At 59.2% G+C, this 18,699-nt stretch carries 17 protein-coding genes, 1 other RNA gene and 2 pseudogenes; 15 read left to right on the top strand and 5 right to left on the bottom strand.

Annotation, left to right across the window (positions count from 1 at the left end):
• Positions 1–31 precede the first annotated feature (31 nt).
• Positions 32–1,432: a short-chain fatty acid transporter gene (locus QP994_RS07905; protein ID WP_284866040.1), complete on the bottom strand. Its 1,401-nt coding sequence runs from the start codon at positions 1,430–1,432 to the stop codon at positions 32–34.
• A gap of 402 nt (positions 1,433–1,834) precedes the next feature.
• On the opposite strand from QP994_RS07905, the gene QP994_RS07900 reads away from it, so the two are divergent.
• Entirely contained in the window at positions 1,835–3,094 is a 1,260-nt protein-coding gene (locus QP994_RS07900; RefSeq protein ID WP_284866039.1) for an HNH endonuclease signature motif containing protein, read from the top strand.
• Here the strand turns inward: QP994_RS07900 and QP994_RS07895 are convergent.
• Positions 3,091–3,732 carry a thiamine phosphate synthase gene (locus QP994_RS07895; RefSeq protein WP_284866103.1) on the bottom strand — a complete coding sequence of 214 codons (642 nt, stop codon included), beginning with the start codon at positions 3,730–3,732 and terminating at the stop codon, positions 3,091–3,093. The genes QP994_RS07900 and QP994_RS07895 overlap by 4 nt on opposite strands.
• Positions 3,716–4,903 (bottom strand): DUF418 domain-containing protein, encoded by a 1,188-nt coding sequence (locus QP994_RS07890; protein ID WP_284866038.1) that lies wholly within the window; start codon positions 4,901–4,903, stop codon positions 3,716–3,718. The genes QP994_RS07895 and QP994_RS07890 overlap by 17 nt, the downstream gene beginning before the upstream one ends.
• 97 nt (positions 4,904–5,000) lie before the next feature.
• Between QP994_RS07890 and QP994_RS07885 the strand changes: the two genes are divergently transcribed.
• Positions 5,001–5,822, top strand: a complete 822-nt coding sequence (locus tag QP994_RS07885; protein WP_284856039.1) for a S1 family peptidase — start codon at positions 5,001–5,003, stop codon at positions 5,820–5,822.
• Here the strand turns inward: QP994_RS07885 and hisN are convergent.
• Entirely contained in the window at positions 5,809–6,597 is a 789-nt protein-coding gene (gene hisN / locus QP994_RS07880) for a histidinol-phosphatase (protein WP_284856038.1), read from the bottom strand. The two genes, QP994_RS07885 and hisN, sit on opposite strands and share 14 nt — an antisense overlap.
• Positions 6,590–7,390 carry an inositol monophosphatase family protein gene (locus QP994_RS07875; protein WP_284866036.1) on the bottom strand — a complete coding sequence of 267 codons (801 nt, stop codon included), beginning with the start codon at positions 7,388–7,390 and terminating at the stop codon, positions 6,590–6,592. The genes hisN and QP994_RS07875 overlap by 8 nt, the downstream gene beginning before the upstream one ends.
• A 38-nt stretch (positions 7,391–7,428) precedes the next feature.
• Here QP994_RS07875 and prfB point away from each other — a divergent pair, with 38 nt between their 5' ends.
• The 13 genes and pseudogenes from prfB (at position 7,429) to QP994_RS07810 (ending at position 18,392) form a co-directional block, all read left to right on the top strand.
• Positions 7,429–8,526 carry a peptide chain release factor 2 gene (prfB, locus tag QP994_RS07870; protein WP_284866034.1) on the top strand — a complete coding sequence of 366 codons (1,098 nt, stop codon included), beginning with the start codon at positions 7,429–7,431 and terminating at the stop codon, positions 8,524–8,526.
• 23 nt (positions 8,527–8,549) lie between these two features.
• Positions 8,550–9,242 carry a cell division ATP-binding protein FtsE gene (ftsE, locus tag QP994_RS07865; protein ID WP_284866033.1) on the top strand — a complete coding sequence of 231 codons (693 nt, stop codon included), beginning with the start codon at positions 8,550–8,552 and terminating at the stop codon, positions 9,240–9,242.
• Positions 9,243–9,255: 13 nt separating this feature from the next.
• On the top strand, positions 9,256–10,158 hold the full coding sequence (gene ftsX / locus QP994_RS07860) for a permease-like cell division protein FtsX (RefSeq protein ID WP_269965113.1): 903 nt from the start codon (positions 9,256–9,258) through the stop codon (positions 10,156–10,158).
• Between the two features lie 3 nt (positions 10,159–10,161).
• Complete coding sequence (gene smpB, locus QP994_RS07855; RefSeq protein ID WP_269965114.1) at positions 10,162–10,650, top strand: SsrA-binding protein SmpB; 489 nt, start codon at positions 10,162–10,164, stop codon at positions 10,648–10,650.
• Positions 10,647–11,303, top strand: a complete 657-nt coding sequence (locus QP994_RS07850; protein ID WP_284866029.1) for an SDR family oxidoreductase — start codon at positions 10,647–10,649, stop codon at positions 11,301–11,303. Before smpB ends, QP994_RS07850 begins: the two co-directional genes overlap by 4 nt.
• 51 nt (positions 11,304–11,354) lie before the next feature.
• Positions 11,355–11,737: a transfer-messenger RNA gene (gene ssrA / locus QP994_RS07845) on the top strand.
• Between the two features lie 112 nt (positions 11,738–11,849).
• A pseudogene (locus QP994_RS11205) lies at positions 11,850–12,299 on the top strand (hypothetical protein); the annotation flags it as partial.
• Positions 12,300–12,419: 120 nt separating this feature from the next.
• A pseudogene (locus tag QP994_RS07835) lies at positions 12,420–13,553 on the top strand (IS30 family transposase); the annotation flags it as partial.
• 222 nt (positions 13,554–13,775) lie between these two features.
• Complete coding sequence (locus tag QP994_RS07830) at positions 13,776–14,567, top strand: ABC transporter substrate-binding protein (RefSeq protein ID WP_284866027.1); 792 nt, start codon at positions 13,776–13,778, stop codon at positions 14,565–14,567.
• A 75-nt stretch (positions 14,568–14,642) separates the two neighbouring features.
• On the top strand, positions 14,643–15,656 hold the full coding sequence (locus QP994_RS07825; RefSeq protein WP_284866025.1) for a siderophore ABC transporter substrate-binding protein: 1,014 nt from the start codon (positions 14,643–14,645) through the stop codon (positions 15,654–15,656).
• Positions 15,656–16,627, top strand: a complete 972-nt coding sequence (locus tag QP994_RS07820; RefSeq protein WP_284866024.1) for an ABC transporter permease — start codon at positions 15,656–15,658, stop codon at positions 16,625–16,627. Before QP994_RS07825 ends, QP994_RS07820 begins: the two co-directional genes overlap by 1 nt.
• Positions 16,624–17,640, top strand: coding sequence for an iron chelate uptake ABC transporter family permease subunit (locus QP994_RS07815; protein WP_034665402.1), 1,017 nt, complete (start codon positions 16,624–16,626; stop codon positions 17,638–17,640). Before QP994_RS07820 ends, QP994_RS07815 begins: the two co-directional genes overlap by 4 nt.
• The gene (locus tag QP994_RS07810) at positions 17,637–18,392 is read left to right on the top strand and encodes an iron ABC transporter ATP-binding protein (RefSeq protein ID WP_284866022.1); all 756 of its coding nucleotides are present in this window, start codon (positions 17,637–17,639) and stop codon (positions 18,390–18,392) included. The genes QP994_RS07815 and QP994_RS07810 overlap by 4 nt, the downstream gene beginning before the upstream one ends.
• Positions 18,393–18,699 lie beyond the last annotated feature (307 nt).

Genomic DNA, 18,699 nt, shown 5'->3' with positions numbered 1-18,699 from the left:
ACAGCTCCAATACGGGTTGAAGTAGCAGGGTTTACACGGTGTATCCGACGATGAGCATCATGATTGCCATTGGGATTCCGGCAGCAACAAGTGTTGCTGTGGTGTAGCCCAGGACATCACGAATCTTCATGCCGGCGACAGCGAGCATTGGCAATGCCCAAAATGGCTGGATCATGTTTGTCCACTGGTCGCCGTAAGCAATCGCCATGACAACCATTTCGGGTGAGGCGCCCATTTGCTGGGCGGCATCCAACAGGATGGGCCCTTGGACAGCGAGCTGGCCACCGCCTGACGGCACGAAGAAATTCACGATTCCGGCGGAAATGAAGCCAAGGACGCCCAGCGTTTCCGGGGTAGCAACGGCAACAATGGAGTTGGACAAGATTGCCGCAAGACCCGTCGAGGTCATGATGCCCATAATGCCTGCATAGAGAGGGAACTGGAGCAGGATGTCGCCGACGTTCGAAGCCGCTTCCTTAGTTAGCTGGCCAAGCTCGTGGGGGCTGCGGACCAAGAGGAAGATGAGGGTCAGGAACGTCCAGTTGACGATGTTGAGAGTAACGCTGCCACCATTAATGAAGTGCAGCACGAGATAGGTCACAAGTGCCAGGCCAACGACTAGTGTGAGGATCCGCGAGGCGTCGACACGGTCTGCCATCGTATCCTTCGGCGCAGCGACATCTTCTGCATCGACGAGCTGGGCTACCGTCTCGTCCTTAATTAGATGAGAGTCTTGCACTTCTCGTGGTGCGAGGATGAAAAGGACAAGTGCGACACACGCAAGAGTAAAAACGATGGTGACCAGGTTCCACCATGCGAAAAGCGTGTCGGACAAGGGGATGGTGTGGCCGAGCTGCTCAGCAATGAAAGACCCTTCCGTTGCTGCAGTGAGCTGTGAAGAGCCCGAGTAGCCCATGTGCCACACAACCATGGATGAGTATGCGGAGGCAATGAGCATGGGGAAACTGATTCGCTCGCCACGCTGGTGGAATTGAACGGCCACTTTCTTGGCCAGAATGGCGCCCAGAATCAGTCCAAGACCCCAGGAAAAGAGCATGGCCATAGCGGTAATGCCAAAGATGAATAGGTACGCGGAAAGCGGATTCTTGGGAACCGTGGCAAGTTTGCTCAGCAAAGTGCGCACCGCTTTGGTGCCAGCGAGGATCGACCCCAGGAGGAGCACGAGGGCCATTTGCGTCATGAACTCCAGCAGGCCGGAAAGCCCGTCGCCCCAACCAAGAGCAATGTCAGCTGGACCAGCATCGGTGAAGAGGAGCGCCATGATTGCCACTACAGCGGTGAGCGCAAGCGCAAAGGTAAGGGCAGAAGGCGTGTACTCCTCAATTAGTCGATTGATTGGCCGCATGGCTCGGGCGAAGAATGGGTCACGCGGTGGCTTTTGTGACTCGCGCTGGTCGATAGCTGTTGCCATGTGATTCCTCCGTTCATCAGAGCTAGATGGTGGGACAGGTCACATCATGCCGAAAAAATGGTGCCTTCGAGTGGGTTTGAGGGAAAAACTATAAATAAAAATGGCTTACCCATAATCTTTATGAGTTTGGGCGGGTTCCCGCGGGAGGCCATCTATTGGGCCTATGAAACCCCAGGGAGTCCGCAATGCGGACTCTTTTTCTTAGGTTAGTTTCGAATAGGTGCTCGATGCGTTTTGTGGCGCGTCTGGAGTCTACGTTTTGGCATGAATGCAAATTCCCAGGGAGTCCGCAATGCGGACTCATTCTCTTAGGTTGCGTTCGAATTGATGTGCGAATGATGTCGCGCTCGTTTTGTATGGTGTTCCCACAACACATTTACAACGAACAATTAAGAGGACATCATGACAGCAATACTTGCGGAACCTAACCTTCTAGCTGCACATATAGGGGCAGGCATCATTGATACTTATGCCACGATGATGCGCTCCAAAGCTTCGCTTCTGGCGCAGATTGCGGAGTTTGATTACCTCGGGTTAGCCCAAGACCTCGGTGCGACGAGCACGAGCGCGTGGTTGATCCGAAGATTGGGGATCTCTCATTCCACCGCCTACGAATACGTGGCGGTCGCCCGCCAGCTAGAGAATTTCCCGTACCTCAAGCTGATGTTTGGGGAAGGCAAGCTGAGCTATTCCGCGGTGCGCCTTCTACTCAAATATCTCACCCCAGATAATGAGGTTGAGCTGGTCAATCGCGCGATAGAGCTTGGCTATCACGGGCTGGAGCACGCGCTCGCCGGCAAGCCGAAAACGGGTGCGGGCGAGGACTATCCGGAGCATTACCTCCGCATGAGCCAGGACGAGAACGGCGACGTGAACGTGTGGGGCAAGCTCAACGCCGTCGACGGGGAAGCGCTGGCAGCAGCTCTCAAGATCGGTCACCTCGCGTTTTGTGCGGGGGAAGAAGAGCTCGCGGAGCTTAACGACGATGCCAGCATCGACAACCTCTACGACCAGAAAATCGACGAGGAAAAGGAGCTAGCGAAGCGGGACAAGTCCAGTTTCGGGCTCCCCACCGGGCGGGCGATGCTCTACGCGCTCATGGGCATGGTGAATATTGTGCGCACAAACCCGAAGAACGCGCTGCGTGCACCGGCTGCGCAGGTGAATGTGATGATGACGGTGAGCGGCGAGGCCTACCTGCCCAACAATGCTGGTGCACCATCCACGGCACTAGCGAACATCGTGTCCAACGCGATGATGAAGCTGAACATCGTGGACAAACACGGGCTGGTGCTCAACGTCGGCCGAGGTGCGCGTCTGGCCACGGACAAGCAGGTGAAGGCGTTGATGGCGATGTGGGGAGGCCAGTGCGCAATGCCGGGTTGTATCCATCGGCGCTTCATGGAAATCCACCACATACGGGAGTGGGCAGATGGCGGAATGACAAACCTGGATAACCTCTTGCCGCTCTGCTCTGGCTGCCACTCCCTTGTCACGGACGGTTATGTGAAGATCCAGCGGGACCGCCACAATATCGTCTTCGATTTCCGGGATGGCGCCCGGTACGTCTCCTATGACTTCGCTCTGCCGGTCAGGGATGACGATTATGTGTGCCTGCCAATCGCAGAGGACGGAGGTGATTCAGACTCGTTCGCCGACTAGCGGAAGTTCTGCAGTACCTGCTCAACATAGGCGCGTGGGTCCGCAGCGTTCATGATGCCGCGGACGATAGCAACACCGTCCACGCCGGTGGCAGCCAGGTCAGCGACATCATCCACGGTGACATCACCGATAGCGACGACAGGCAGCTTGGAGGCGGCGACGAGCTCAGGGTAGCCAGCAAGCCTCAATGGTTCGCGGCCGGAATCCTTGGTCGGCGTGGCACGGAAGGGGCCGGCCCCGATGTAGTCGATGATATCGGCGTACTGGTTCGCATCCTCAACGAGCGAAAGCGTGCCCGTGGTCAGCCCGATGATCGCATCAGGGCCCAGCAGCTCCCGTGCCACGCGCGGGTCTAGGTCATCTTGGCCGATGTGCACGCCGGCGACGCCGTGGGGGCGGAGGGCGAGGGCGATGTCGACGCGATCGTCGATAAGTACGTGCGTGGAGGGGTTGACTGACCGAACAGCGGTGACCACAGCGAGGCCCAGGTCGTAGAGCGCGCGGGCACTGATGGGTTTGCTGCGCACCTGGATCATGCCGGCGCCGCCGAGAGCGGCTTGGCGGGCGGTCGCCACGATCTGCTCGTGCGAGCCGTGGCCGGTGATGAAGTAACAGCGCAGATCAAGCATGAGCAACAGTGCATGGCTCCAGACGGCCAGTCTTGCCGTACGAGAGGTGGCGGTGCGCCCACTCGAAGGGCCCCTGAGTGTTGGTGATCTCGAGGATGGTGGCCAACACCAGAGTGACAGCCCAGATACCGGTGGCGATGAGGAGCTTCATGGCAACGCCGTCTTCGAGGCCCAACCCGAGACCGAAGGGCATGACCGTGACGATAAAGAGGAGGGACTGCATGATGTAGCCGGACATGGAACGCTTGCCCAGTGCGACGAAGGGGTAAAACACCACGGGGACCTTGTTGTGCAGGCGCTGGGTGGCTAACGCGAGCATGGCCAGGATGCCGGGACCGGTGATCATGCCCAAACCCTGGTTGAGGGCAATGAAGATGGCTTCAACGCGCCCGCTGAACACGCCGATGGAGGCCAGGCCCAAGGGGATGCCAATGAGAAGGATGACGGCCACGGTCAAGGCAGACCAGACGAGCAGGGTGCGGTGGTGTGCGTTGACGTCAGCTAGCACGCCTTCGCGAGCCCAGATGAAACCGATGAGCATCACGCCGAGGAGGAAACCGTTAGCCATCACCGCATTGATGAGCATGATGAAGCCCCAGGTGGCGTTATCGATGAAGTAGTCAGCGGGAGTGGTGAAGTTGTCTGTTGTATCTAGCGGAAGCATCAGGTCCTGACCGAATGCAGCGCCAACGGCGCCGAGGAAGGCCATGAAGATGGAGAATCCAATGAAGCAGTAGGCAATGATCCGTAAGATTTTTGTGCGCACGGCGATGAGCAGGCCCAGAACCATGCCGCACAGACCGTAGGAGACCATGATGTCACCGTTGAAGATGAAGAACATGTGCACAAGGCCGAAGAGAGCCAGGATGCCGTACCGTTTCACCAGCACGAGTCGGGCCTTCTTTACCGGGTAGTTCTTCCGCGACAGGCTCATGGTGATCAGGCCGACACCGAAGCCAAGCAGCGTGGAGAACATGGGTAGGCCACGCACGTGGACAAACATGGCGGCAAACATCGCCGCGATTTGGTCGGCCACATTGCCGGGCTGGACCCAGCCGACATATTCGCCAGTCGCGCCAGGCATGTCAGCGATGATCCAGGCAGTGGAAATATTTGCCATGGCGATGCCCAGCAATGCAAGGCCACGGGCAAGGTCAGGAACGATGAGTCGTTGATTCACCCGCACCACAGTAACAGTACTGGGGGTGGGCTCACCGGGAAAGGACAAGAGGTGTGACAAGATTAGTGCGAAATTACCAGGCAGGAAGGGGCCGAGGATGAAACGTGCCGGAAGAATTGTGGCGGCAGCGCTGCTGCTCAGCATGGTGCCCGCGGTGGCCAATGCGCAGGTGGATCCGAACTACCACTGGAAGACGGACCCGGTGTCCAAGGTGATGGCGGGCAAGCCGTTTGCGGACCGGGTGCTCAACCGTGTGCCGGGGTCGTTCTTTGACGCCAACCCAGTAAACCCCGCGGCCCGCGCGGCGGTGGGCAGGGGCACATCGCTATACGGGCCCGGCACGCCGATTTACGTGGGACAGTTCGGCATGTGCACCGTCACTGCAGCTGGCTGGGATGCGGCCGGCAGGAAGATCGCGCTGACGGCCGGCCACTGCGGCAACGTGGGGGAGCTGGTGGCCGCGGCGGATTCGCTGGAGGCTGGCTACTCGGGCCGCATCGTGCGCAAGAATGGCGCGCTGGACTACGCCGTGATTGAGCTTGGCCCCAATGCGGAAGTGACGGGCAGCTACAACGGCACGACGATCCGCTCGCTCGGTGGCTGGGCTAAGACCGGTGACACGCTGTGCAAGAACGGCTATGCCACGGGCGTGACCTGTGGTGTGACCTGGGCATCTGAGCCTGCCCGCCACATCACGCAGGTCTGTGCGATGGAAGGGGATTCCGGTGCGCCGGTGTATGCGGGGGGCCGGCTGGTCGGCATGATCAACGGCGGGATTCTGCCGCAACAGGTCAACCTGTCCTGCCACACGCCGTTGCAGGGTGGCTTCCACGCGCCGACGGTGTCGCGCAACATCGACGCGGTGATGCGGGACCTCAACGCCACGCCGGGGCCGGGCCAGGGCTTTAGGCTCGCGTAAGGCGGGCGCGGACGTCCTCGTGAAGCGGGCCGTTCGTGGCAAGGGCATCGCCGCCGTGCGGGCCGTCCTCACCAGCCAAGGAAGTGAAACGACCGCCGGCCTCCGTCACCAGGATGGCCAGCGGTGCCAGGTCCCACAGGGAGACTTCCGGCTCCGCAGCAATATCCACAGCACCTTCCGCGACCAGGCAGTACGAGAAGAAATCGCCGTAGCCGCGCAGACGCCATGTCGCATCCGTCAGCGCGATGAGATTCTCACGCAAGCCGCGATCGTGCCATCCGCTTAACGACGAAATCGCCAACGACGCATCCTCCACCCGGTCCACCCCGGACACGGACAACTTCCGCACAGCACCGTCGCCGAACGTGCGCCAAGCACCGCTTCCTTCGCTGGCGTACCAGCGGCGGGCAAGGGCGGGGGCGCTGATGACGCCGACGACCGGTTTGCCGTCTTCCAGCAGCGCGATCAGGGTGGCCCACACAGGAACGCCACGAACGAAGTTCTTGGTGCCATCGATCGGGTCAATGACCCACTGGCGGCCGGAGAAGGTGACGTTGCCGCCGTATTCCTCGCCGAGGACGGCATCGGCGGGGCGGGCGTCCTCCAAGCGACTGCGCAGGGCAGCCTCAACGGCGAGGTCCGCGTCCGTCACCGGAGTCATATCCGGCTTTGAATCCACGGAGAGATCCGTGGACTCAAAGCGGTCAAGGGTGATGCCGTCAGCGATATCCGCCAGTTCAAGGGCGAGTGCCAGATCGTCGGAGTAGTTAGACATGGCTCTCAAGTTTAGCCAGAACATCGGCCACCAGCTGGGGATTGCCGGCAACACTCCAGGTCACTCCACCCGCGGTGATCTGCTCGGCGCGTCCGCCGACTGCCTCCACCAGTGCTTTTCCGGGCAGCCAGTCCCAGGCGGGCACGGAATGTTGGAGCCACCCGCCCACGCCACCGCTGGCCACGGTGGCCAAGTCGATGGAACCAGCACCAAACATGCGCACCGTGGCGGCACTGTTGACAGCATGAAGCCAGGAATCGCGGATGGCAGCGTTGTTCATATCGCGCGGGTGCAGGTAGGTAGCCAGCGCGAGGGCTTCCAGCGGGGCAGACTCCAAAGCGGGCAAGGGAGTGCCGTTGATAGAAGCAGCGAGGCCATCAGCCACCCACGTGGTGTCCAGGGCCGGACGGTGGACCGCGCTGGCCAGGACTTGCTCACCCTCCACCAATGCCAGTGCGGAGCAGAAGTAGTCGGAGCCACACGAGAAGTTGTAGGTGCCGTCCACCGGATCAATCACCCAGGTACGGCCACTGGAGGATTCCTTGGCAGCACCCTCCTCACCAAGCAGGCCATCCTCAGGGCGCAGGGCAGCCAGCGCCTCAACAACGAACTGCTCAGCAGCCGTATCCGCCTGCGTCACCACGTCAGACACGGACGTCTTCTGGGCGGTTTCCAGCCCGTCGGCGCGCATGCGCAGGGCAAGGCGGCCTGCGGTGCGGGTGAGGGCGGCGGCGAGCGCGGCGTCGTCGATAAGCAAATGCTCTTCGATGAAAGAGGAGGTCAATGTGCTCATGGCTGCCATTATGGCGGTGTCCACTAGACTTCGCACCTATGCAGCCCGAGACTTCCGCACGCATTGACTCCTTGAACTCCACGCTGACCACGATTGAGAAGGTCATGGACCTCGAGGAGATGGAATCACGCGCGCGCGAACTCGAAGACCAAGCCGCCGACCCGAGCTTGTGGGACGACCCGGATCACGCGCAGAAAACCACCACCGAACTCTCCGCTGTGCAGGCACGCTTGCGGAAGGTGCGTGATCTGCGCCAGCGTATCGACGACCTCCCGGTCATGTACGAACTCGCCGAAGAAGAAGGCGACGCATCGCTTGCGGACGATGAACTGGAGCAGCTCTCTGCCGCCATCGACAGCCTGGAAGTGACCACCATGCTTTCGGGCGAATACGACGAGCGCGAGGCCGTGGTGCACATCCGCTCCGGCGCGGGTGGCGTGGATGCGGCTGATTGGGCGGAGATGCTCATGCGCATGTACACGCGCTGGGCGGACAAGCACGGGCACAAGGTCGATCTCTACGACATTTCTTATGCCGAGGAAGCAGGCATTAAATCCGCGACCTTCGTCGTCCATGGCGATTACATGTACGGCCAGCTTTCCGTCGAACAGGGCGCACACCGCCTCGTGCGTATCTCTCCCTTTGATAACCAGGGGCGCCGCCAAACATCCTTCGCTGAGGTGGAAGTCCTGCCCGTGGTGGAGCAGGTGGACCACATTGATATTCCGGATTCAGACATCCGCGTTGATGTGTACCGCTCCTCCGGCCCCGGCGGCCAGTCCGTGAACACCACCGATTCCGCCGTGCGCATCACACACATCCCCACCGGCATCGTGGTGACCTGCCAGAACGAGAAATCCCAGATCCAGAACAAGGCCTCCGCACTCAACGTCCTGCAGTCCAAACTGCTGGAAAAGAAACGCCAGGAAGAAAAGGCCGAAATGGATGCCCTTGGCGCCGGTGGCAACGCCAGCTGGGGCAACCAGATGCGCTCTTATGTCCTGCACCCGTACCAAATGGTGAAGGATCTGCGCACGAGCTACGAGGTCAACGACCCGCAGAAGGTGCTCGATGGCGATCTGGACGGGTTCTTGGAGGCTGGCATCCGCTGGAGGTCGACGCTTGAAAAGGCCTAACTTGAGTGACTAGTGTGACTCAAGTGATCACTTTTTCTCATGTAACCAAGACATATCCGACGTCAACGCGTCCGGCTTTGGATGATGTGTCGCTGACCATTGAGGACGGCGAATTCGTCTTCCTGATCGGCCCGTCTGGCTCGGGCAAATCCTCGTTTTTGCAGTTGATGATCCGTGAGGAAAACGTGACAAGCGGAGATATCCACTTCAACGACTTCCATGTGAATGCGTTGAAGGGCAAGGAAGTGAACAAGCTCCGTCAGTCCATCGGCTACGTGTTCCAGGATTTCCGTCTGCTGCCCAAGCTGAACGTGTATGACAACGTGGCGTTTGCGCTGGAAGTGATTGGTAAACCGAAGTCCAAGATCAAGAAGCTCGTGCCGGAAGCGCTCGAGATCGTGGGCTTGGACGCGAAGGCGAACCGCATGCCTCATGAGCTCTCCGGTGGTGAGCAACAGCGCGTCGCCGTCGCCCGCGCCTTCGTGGACCGTCCGCCGCTCTTGCTTGCCGACGAGCCCACCGGCAACCTCGACCCCTCCACCGCTGACGACATCATGGCGCTGCTCGCCCGCATCAACCGCATGGGCACCACCGTGGTGATGTCCACCCACAATGCCCGCGCCGTCAATGACATGCGCAAGCGCGTGATTGAGCTGCACCTGGGCAAGCTCGTGCGCGATGACCACAACGGCGTCTACGGCGTCCACGGAAGCTAGGGGAGCGATAACTATGAACTGGAATTTCATTTTCCGCGAAGGATTCCGTGGTCTTGGGCGCAACCTGACCATGACCATCGCGCTGATCATCACCACCACGTTGTCCCTGGCGCTCGTCGGCGCCGGCATCCTGATCTCCCAAGTGACCAGCGAGACCAAGGCGCTGTACTTGGACCGTGTTGAGGTGATGGTGGAGCTGGATGAGGAGATCTCTGCGTCTGACAAGGACTGCACGTCGGAAGGCTGCTCCGAGATCCGCGACGCACTGCAGGCCGATGATCGCGTGGAATCGGTGACCTTCCGTAACCGCGAGCAGTCCTACGAGCGCTTCGCCGAACTGTTCAGCAAGTCTGACCCGGTGCTTGTGCAGGAGACCTCCCGCGATTCCATGCCGGCGGCGCTTCACGTGCGACTGACGGATCCCACGGATACCGCGCCGATTGACAAGATCCGCGACAAACCACAGGTCACCTTCATCGCAGACCAGGCAAGCGATGTGCGCGGCCTGGCCGATTCCATGGACTCTTTCCGCAACGCCACCTTCATCGTGGCAGCAGCCCAGGCACTGGCGGCGATCTTCCTCATCTCCAACATGGTGCAGCTCGCGGCCTACAACCGCCGCGAAGAGATCTCGATTATGCGCATGGTCGGCGCCACCCGCTGGTTCACCCAGGCACCGTTCATCGTGGAGGCAGTGATCTCCGTGTTCATCGGTGCCGTGGTGGCTACGCTCGGCGTGTGGCTGGCCAAGTCCCAGCTGGTAGACCCGATGCTGAGTACGGTGTATGAGAACCTGCTCGTGGCCAAGCTGCCGGATTCCGCGGTGTGGACTGTCATGCCGTTGGTGGGCCTGGGCGCGCTGGTGGTGTCTGGTCTGGTTGCGCAGGTGGCGCTGCGCTCCTACGTTCGTAAGTAACTTATGGCTAAGAAGAAGAAAAACCCCGGCGCAGGCGTCATCGCCGCAAACCGCAAGGCGCGGCATGATTACACGATCCTGGACACGTACGAGACCGGGATCGTCCTCCAAGGCACGGAGATCAAGTCCCTGCGCGACGGCAAGGCCTCACTCGTCGAGGCCTACGCGACTATCGACGACGGTGAGGTCTGGCTCCGCAACCTCCACATCCCCGAGTACTCGATGGGTTCGTGGACAAACCACTCGCCGCGTCGCACCCGCAAGCTGCTCATGCACCGCCGCGAGATCGACTCGCTGGAGGGCAAGATCCGCGACGGCAACAAGACCCTCGTGCCGCTGAAGCTCTACCTCAAGGATGGTTTAGCCAAGGTTGAGCTGGGGCTTGCCCAAGGTAAGCAGGACTACGACAAGCGTCAAGCCATCAAGCGCCGCACGGAAGACCGTGAGATCGCGCGTGATCTTGGCCGGAAGTTTAAAGGGATCAAGGCATGAAAAAGGCACTCATCACCGGTGCCACCCGCGGTATCGGCCGCGCGATCGCGGAAGAGCTGGGCAAGGACCACCATGTGATTGCGGGGGCGTCGCGGGATGCGGCGGGGGTCGTGGATAAGCTGCCCAGCGCTGAGCCCTTCGAGGTTGACCTGCGCGATCCGGCCGCGATCCGTGAGGCCACGCGCGGTATCGAGGAGCTCGATGTCCTCGTGCTCAATGCGGGTGTGCTGCACAAGGGGCCTTTTGAGAAGCTTAACGACGACATCTGGCGCGAAACCCTTGACCTCAACGTGATTGCCCCTGTTATTTTGACCCGGGAGCTGCTGCCGGCGCTGCGCCGCTCAAATGGCCTGATCATCGCGATCAACTCTGGTGCCGGCTTCCATGGCGTGCCCGAGCACTCCGCATACTGTGCCTCGAAGTTCGCGCTGAAGGGCTTCACCGACACGTTGGCATTGGAGGAGAAGGGGAGAGTGCGCGTCACCTCCATCCACCCAGGCCGAACCGATACTGACATGCTGGCTGGCCCGCAGTTCGGCGACCGCCCGAAGATGGACGCCACCAACGTCGCGCGCGCCGTCCGCCTTGCCGTCGATGCTGGCCCCGGCGCAACCGTCGAATTCCTGCGCGTTGCCCCATCCGGCCTGGCGTAGTAACCTTGATCTTCCTGCACGGTTTCTTACCGCGCAGGACGTCTAAATCAAGGGGATGACTTGGTTTCGACTTCGCTGACCAATCCAGGGGAAGCGTGCCGGTGCAGGCTGGAGACCACCGACTTAAGCGTCGCAGCACTTCATAAACGCAGAGAAGAACTCTCAGCGTGACTACGCCCTCGCTGCCTAAGTAGCGACCGCGTGTCTGTCAGGCCGGGCTTGCTCCCGCCCCGGATCCTGGCATCGACTAGGGAGCTTGCCCTCTCACCGTGTCAGTGAGGTGCTTGGAGGGGACTTCTTTTACTGACTGGGCCCATCATCCGGACATGTTCGTCTGATCCGGAGGGTCGAGTAGAGATCCTGTGCGAACTGCGCACGGAGAAGCCCTGGTGCAGTGGCGAAGGACCCGGGTTCAATTCCCGGCATCTCCACTATTCGGATAATCCCCCGGTTTCGTGACCGGGGGTTTTTCCATGTCTGGCCTGGCCTCAGCCGCAGAACCCGAACCCTAGAACCCGAACTTCGCATCGTGTTGTCAGGGGGTGAATGCGCCACTTCGACCGGGAGGTAGTTGTGACGCGTTGGACTCCGAAGGAGATTAAGGATGCCGCTGTTGAGCGGGTAGCTGCAGGTGAGGCGGTGAGGGTGGTTGCGCGTGATGTCGGTGTTGGTGTCGATGCGGTTTATAGCTGGGTGAAGGCTCAAGGGTTGGTGCCTCCTTGGGAACGTTTGAGTCGCCAGCGTGACCCCCTCGTCCAGAACGCTACGGAGTTAGTACGTGCAGGGATGTCGATCACACGCGCAGCAGAAACGGTTGGGATTTCTCCTGGATTGCTGCATGGCAGGTTGAAGAAAGCTGGTGTCATCACGGTGCGTCCCGGCCGTCCTCCTGTGCCAGCTGATGAGCGTAAACAGGCTGTGGCACGCGTTCTGGCCGGCGAAAGTGCCCTGAGTGTGGCTCGTACTGTCGGTGTGCATCCTTCCACTGTGTATGAGTGGATAAAGCAGGCGCGGATTGCAACAGGCGGTGATAATTCAGGCCAACTGCAGTGCAGTGAATCCACTGATCAGATGGTGACGGTGTCGCAGTCGGCCCAGTGGAACAAACCGGGTGAAGATACCTTTGTGCCAGCACCAATGAAAACTCAAGCCGCTGTTGAGCCTACCGGCGGTGTACCTAGTAAACAGGCCTTAGTAGGGCGTGGGCGCAGGCTGACTATTGAAGACCGCGTCGCTATTGAAGCAGGGTGTCGAGCTGGCGATTCGGCACGAGCTATCGCGCAGAAGATCGGGCGGCATCACAGCGTCGTCGCTCGTGAGATCACTCGTAATGGTTGGAAGATTATCGGCGACAGGGGTGTAGAGCAGATGCTGTATAACGCCCACAGCGCTGCAACTTCCAGCGCTAGTAAGATGGCGCGCCCAAAACTGCGCAAGCTTGATGAAAACCTCGCATTGCGTGGTGTGGTGATCAATGGTCTTGCCCGTAGATGGTCGCCAGGGCGTATCAGTACTTGGCTTGAGCATGCTTTCGTCAATGATGAAAGCATGCGCATTTCCCACGAAGCGATCTACAGTGCCTTGTACATCCAAGGCAAAGGCAGCCTGCGTGCCGAGCTTGAAACAGTGATGAAGACCCAAAACGTCCTTATCCGCGGCGGCACAACACGCAAACGCCGCTCCCGAAACGCCGGTGTATTAACAGGTCGCCCCTGGATCAAAGGCGCCGAGATTACCCGCCGCAGCCCTGAAGTCGATGACCGGGCTGTCCCTGGACACTGGGAAGGTGACCTTGTGATCGGCAAAGGTGGTAAAAGTGCGCTTATTACCCTGGTAGAGCGCACAAGTCGCTACACCTTGCTGGGACACCTGCCCGATGAACACAGCTCGAAAACAGTGGTTGAAACCCTGCAGGAAATGGTCAAAGACCTCAACGCTGAGCAGCTAAAGACCATCACCTGGGATCAAGGCAAAGAAATGGCCCTAACAGCACAAGTGCAAATCAAAAACGGATGCAAAGTGTACTTCTGTGACCCTCACTCGCCGTGGCAAAGACCCACCAACGAAAACACTAACGGCGAAATCAGACGAAGGTTCTACAAAAAGGGCACAGACTTCGCCACCATCACACCCGAACACGTGGCTTGGGTCCAAGATGAACTCAACGAAACACCCCGACAAATCCTCGGTGGCGCAACGCCCCGTGAAATACTCAACGAACTATTCAAGCGTGGCGCATCCACCGCTTGATCCCGCCCATGAAAAGCGCCAACTTTCGGGGTCTAGAGTTCGGGTTTTAGCTCACCTATGACCCGGCCAGGGGAGAAAGCCTCGGTTACCTATGTGCTAAGACATTAGGGTGACCGCGCCGATTCGTGCGCTTGGAATTAGGAGAAAGAAGGCTCCCCGGTGCAGATGATCTGGCGCAAGAGGTTGGTCTGTGTCACGCTGTGTGCGGTGAGTCTGCCAGCGATGAGCGCGTGTGATGGAGCCCAAGAAGCGGTGGAGCAGCCAATAGCCAAGCCAGCCTGGCTGGGCGGCACGGTGGAGATCACCGATAACTCGGGGACGAAGACGGTGCCGTTCCAGCCGAAGAGAGTCGTGGCCTTAGACCCCGGGATCGCGGTGCTGCTGGAGGACCTGGGGGTGGACGCGGATTATGGGTCGACGCCGGCGGAGGTTGCGCGCCTGGAGCCGGACTTGGTGGTGATCGGGGCGAAGACGTCCCACTCGCCGGCCGATTTCGGCGAGGTAGCGGTGGTAGATCTTGCCCCGCGGAAGGAACAGCCGCTGGATTGGGAAGTGGTGCGCCAGGCGCAGGTGCTGGGGAAGATCTTCGGTAAGGAAGAAGAGGCCAAGCAGCTTGACGACGACTTCTCGGCCGCCCTCAAACGCGCCCGTAACGCCGCGAAGAAAAGCTGGACAGCCGCAGCGGTTCAGGTCGTGGACGGCAAAATCTTGCCTTTAGACAAGGATGGCGGAAAGCTCTTCGGTCCAGTGATGGAGATGGTGGGACTTGAACCGGTGACGTTGGCGGAGAAGCCGGATGTGATCTTGGTCAGTGAGCCGTCGCCGCTGCACACCGCGGAGAGTTACCAGTCAACGATCAGGCAGCTGGATAAGGACCCCACGATGAAGAATGTGCCGGCGGTGAAGAAGGGCAATGTCTACGTCGCGCCGTATTCCACGCCGCCAGAAGGGACGCTGACTGCGTACACGCAAATGTTCAACGAGTTGGCTAACCACTGGTCAGCAATTTATTAGGACGGGTATTGACTCTCAGTGGTCATATGGTAGGTTAGGCAACGCTTACCAAACTTTCGTTGGACAAGGAGTGTTATGTCCCGTAATTCTTGGCTCGCAGGCCGCCGTCCGGTGCGCGCTGCTGTTGCCCTTTTCGCCGCTGCTTCGCTCGCCCTCGTTGGCTGTGCACAGACCGACAACAACACAGCGCAGGAGACCACGGCTGTAGCCGAGGCGAAGACCGTCACCATTGAAGACAATGAGGGCACCAAGGAGGTTCCGGTAAACCCGACGTCCGTCGTCGCGCTGGATAACCGCAGCTTCGAAATCCTGGATGAGTGGGGCGTGAAGCCGGTTGCGGCTGCTCGTGCACTCGTGCCGGAGACCATTCCGGGAATTGCGGATGATGAGGACATCGTGGACATCGGCAACCACCGCGAGCCGAACCTGGAGGCCATCGTCGCGGCTGACCCGCAGGTGATCGTTTCTGGCCAGCGCTTCACCAAGTACAACGAGGAGATTGAGAAGCTCGTTCCGGACGCAGTTCTCGTGGACTTGGAGCCGCGCAAGGATCAGCCACTGGATGAGGAGTTCCTCCGTCAGGTCAACGCGCTGGGCAGGATCTTTGACAAGGAGGAAGAGGCCAAGAAGATGGCCGATAACTTCAGCAAGGCTCTTGAGCGCGCCCGCGAGGCATACAACAAGGACTGGAAGGTCATGGCGGTAAACGTCTCCGGTGGTGAGATCGGCTACGTTGCACCGAAGGTTGGCCGTACCTGGGGCCCGCTGTTTGACTTGCTTGGTCTGACTCCGGCGCTGGAGGTTGCAAATGCCAGCGATGACCACAAGGGTGATGATATTTCGGTAGAGGCCATTGCTGAGGCTAATCCGGACTGGATGCTCGTTCTGGACCGCGATGCTGCTATCCGCAAGGAGGATTCCGCGCCGGCGAAGCAGGTTCTGGATGACAGTGAGGCGCTGAAGAACGTGACCGCCATCAAGGAGGGCCACATCTACATCGCTCCGGCAGACACGTACACTAATGAGTCGATCATTACGTACACCGAGATTCTCAATGCTCTTGCAGATCAGTGGGAGGCTGGCGCTTAGTGCCGCATCGCTTATCGACGACCCGCCCGCGGCTTCTTGATACGAAGCTGCTGGCGGGTATCGCCGTTGTCGGAGCCTTACTGACAGTGTCTTTGATGGTGGGGCAGTACGACATCCTGGGCAGCGAAGAAGGAACTGAAATGTTCTGGATCACGCGCGTGCCACGCACCATCGCGCTGGTCTTGTCCGGCATGGCCATGGCTATGAGTGGCATGGTGATGCAGCTGCTCACTCAGAACAAATTCGTGGAACCCACCACCACCGGCACGACTGAATGGGCGGGCCTTGGCCTGCTGGTGGCGCTGTACTTCATTCCTAATTCATCGCTAACCGTGCGCATGATCGTGGCAGTGATCTTTGCCTTCATAGGAACAATGGTCTTCTTCTTCTTCTTGAGGAAGGTGACTCTGAAGTCTTCCCTGGTGGTGCCCATCATCGGCATCATGCTGGGTGCTGTGATTAGTTCCATTTCTACGTTCTTTGCCATGAAGACGGATATGCTCCAGTCCCTCGGTATTTGGTTTGCGGGCTCGTACACCTCGATCATCCGTGGGCAGTATGAAGTGCTGTGGACCGTGGGCATCGTGGTGGTGGCGGTGTTCATCTTTGCGGACCGGCTCACTATCGCCGGCCTGGGTAAAGACATTGCCGTGAACGTTGGCCTGAACTATGAGCGCATCGTGCTGCTCGGCGTGGGTCTCGTGGCCATTGCCTCCGGTGTGGTCACCGTGGTCGTGGGCATGCTGCCCTTCCTGGGGCTCATCGTGCCCAACCTCGTCTCCATGGTGCGCGGGGATGACCTACGCTCAAACCTTCCATGGGTGTGCCTCGTTGGCGTGGCCGTGGTGACCATCTGCGACATCATCGGTCGCACCATTATCGCCCCGTTTGAAATGCCAGTTTCGGTGATCCTTGGCATCGTCGGCGCGTTCGTTTTTGTGGCCCTGATTGCTAAGAAGGTGCGCGCATGATCGAGACGGATAGTGGAAGGAATGTGGGGGCGTTCCAGACGTCGACAAGCAAAAAGCGCTATTGGATGATCCTTGCGGTGCTTGCGGTGATTGCTGCGGCGAGTGCGTGGGGCCTGCTGGCGTACCAGAATCCGATGGAATTTGGCACACGTGGCTACTGGCTGATTGCTGAAAGGCGAGCAAACTCCGTGCTAGTCATGGCCATCGTTGCGCTGTGTCAGGGCATGGCTACGGTGGCGTTTCACACGGTGACCGGCAACCGCATCATCACTCCTTCCATCATGGGGTTTGAGGCGCTGTATGTGGCGATTCACACCTCGACCGTGTACTTCTTTGGCGCAGCTGGGTTGATTAATGCGCGCACGCTGGACATGTTCATCCTCCAGCTTGTTGTCATGGTGGGCTTTACACTGCTGCTGTATTCATGGCTGCTGACTGGCGAGAACAACATGCACGCGATGCTGCTTATCGGCGTGGTGATCGGCGGGGGACTAGCTAGCCTTTCGACGTTCATGCAGCGCATGCTCGCTCCGAGTGAATTCGACGTGCTCACAGCGCGCCTTTTCGGCTCCGTGAACAACGCTGACCCGCAGTATTTCCCTGTGGCCATTCCGCTCGCGCTTGGCGCTGCGCTGTTGCTTTACGTGCATTCGCGCACGCTCAATGTTCTTGCGCTAGGCCGTGAACCGGCCGTGAACCTGGGTGTCAACCACCGCGCGCATGCGATCTACGTGCTCGTCCTGGTGAGCGTGCTCATGGCCATTTCCACGGCTCTCGTTGGGCCGATGACGTTCCTCGGCTTCCTGGTAGCCACTTTGGCTTACCAGTTCGCCGACACCTACGATCACCGGTATATCTTCCCGATGGCCACGTTGATCGGATTCGTTGTGCTCACCGGGTCCTACTTCGTCATGAACCACATTTTCTACGCTCAAGGCATCGTGTCCATCATCATCGAGTTGGTGGGTGGTCTTGTCTTCCTTGCCGTCATTCTGAGAAAGGGGACGCTGTGATCAAGCTGTCATCTATCGCGAAGGGGTACGGCGAAGAAGTCTCCATCGGTCCTATTGATCTGGAGATTCCCGCCGGTGGCATGACCGCTCTCATTGGCCCCAATGGTGCCGGTAAGTCAACGCTGCTCACCATCATTGGCCGCTTGCTGTCCCAGGATGCGGGGACCGTTGCTATTGGTAACCGCGATATTTCCTCTATGAAGGGCAAAGACCTGGCCAAGGAGCTCTCTATCTTGCGTCAGGAGAATAACTTTGTGACGAAGTTGACCGTGCGTCAGCTCGTCGGCTTCGGCCGATACCCGTACAGCAGGGGACGGTTGACCGCGGAAGATGAGGAAATCATCTCCCGCTACATCGACTTCCTTGGCCTCACGGGGCTTGAGGGCCGCTACCTGGACCAGCTCTCTGGTGGTCAGCGTCAGCGCGCATACGTTGCGATGGTTCTCGCGCAAGAGACTGACTATGTGCTTCTCGACGAACCCCTCAACAACCTCGACATCTCCCACTCCGTGGACATGATGCGTCACCTGCATGATGCTGCCGAGAAGATGGGTCGAACCGTCATTGTTGTGCTGCACGACATCAACTTTGCTGCGCGCTACGCCGACTATATCTGCGCGGTAAAGGACGGCAAGATCGTCCAATTCGGTACGCCTGAACAGGTCGTTCGTGCAGATCTCCTGTCTGAGATCTTCGGCACGGACATCGACGTGATCAACACGTCCCGTGGCCCCATTGCGGCGTACTTCTAAGTTGTTCATGAAGTCGTCATAGTCACGATGACATGCAGTTTTAACCCGAGTTTGCATTCTTTAAACGAATGGGGTTAATGTATGAATCCGTCCTTGAGGCGGTTACCGAAAGGTAAACGCAACGTAAGGACGACAATAAAACGATATTGCAAGCGAGTTGACACAGAGTGTCGGTTCAAAGTAATGTCGAGCAAGCCGCTTCAAACGGAGCCGATACGGTTTCGCGGAGAGTGTGCGTGTGTTGTGTGAGAACTCGATAGTGTGCCAATGATTTTTTGTTTGGTTGGTTTGTGACTGTTTACTCCGT

The sequence above is a fragment of the Corynebacterium sp. MSK044 genome, from assembly GCF_030232825.1.
GTDB lineage: Bacteria > Actinomycetota > Actinomycetes > Mycobacteriales > Mycobacteriaceae > Corynebacterium.
The sequence above is the reverse complement of the archived record's forward strand: the minus strand, read 5'-3'. Positions and strand labels throughout refer to the sequence as shown.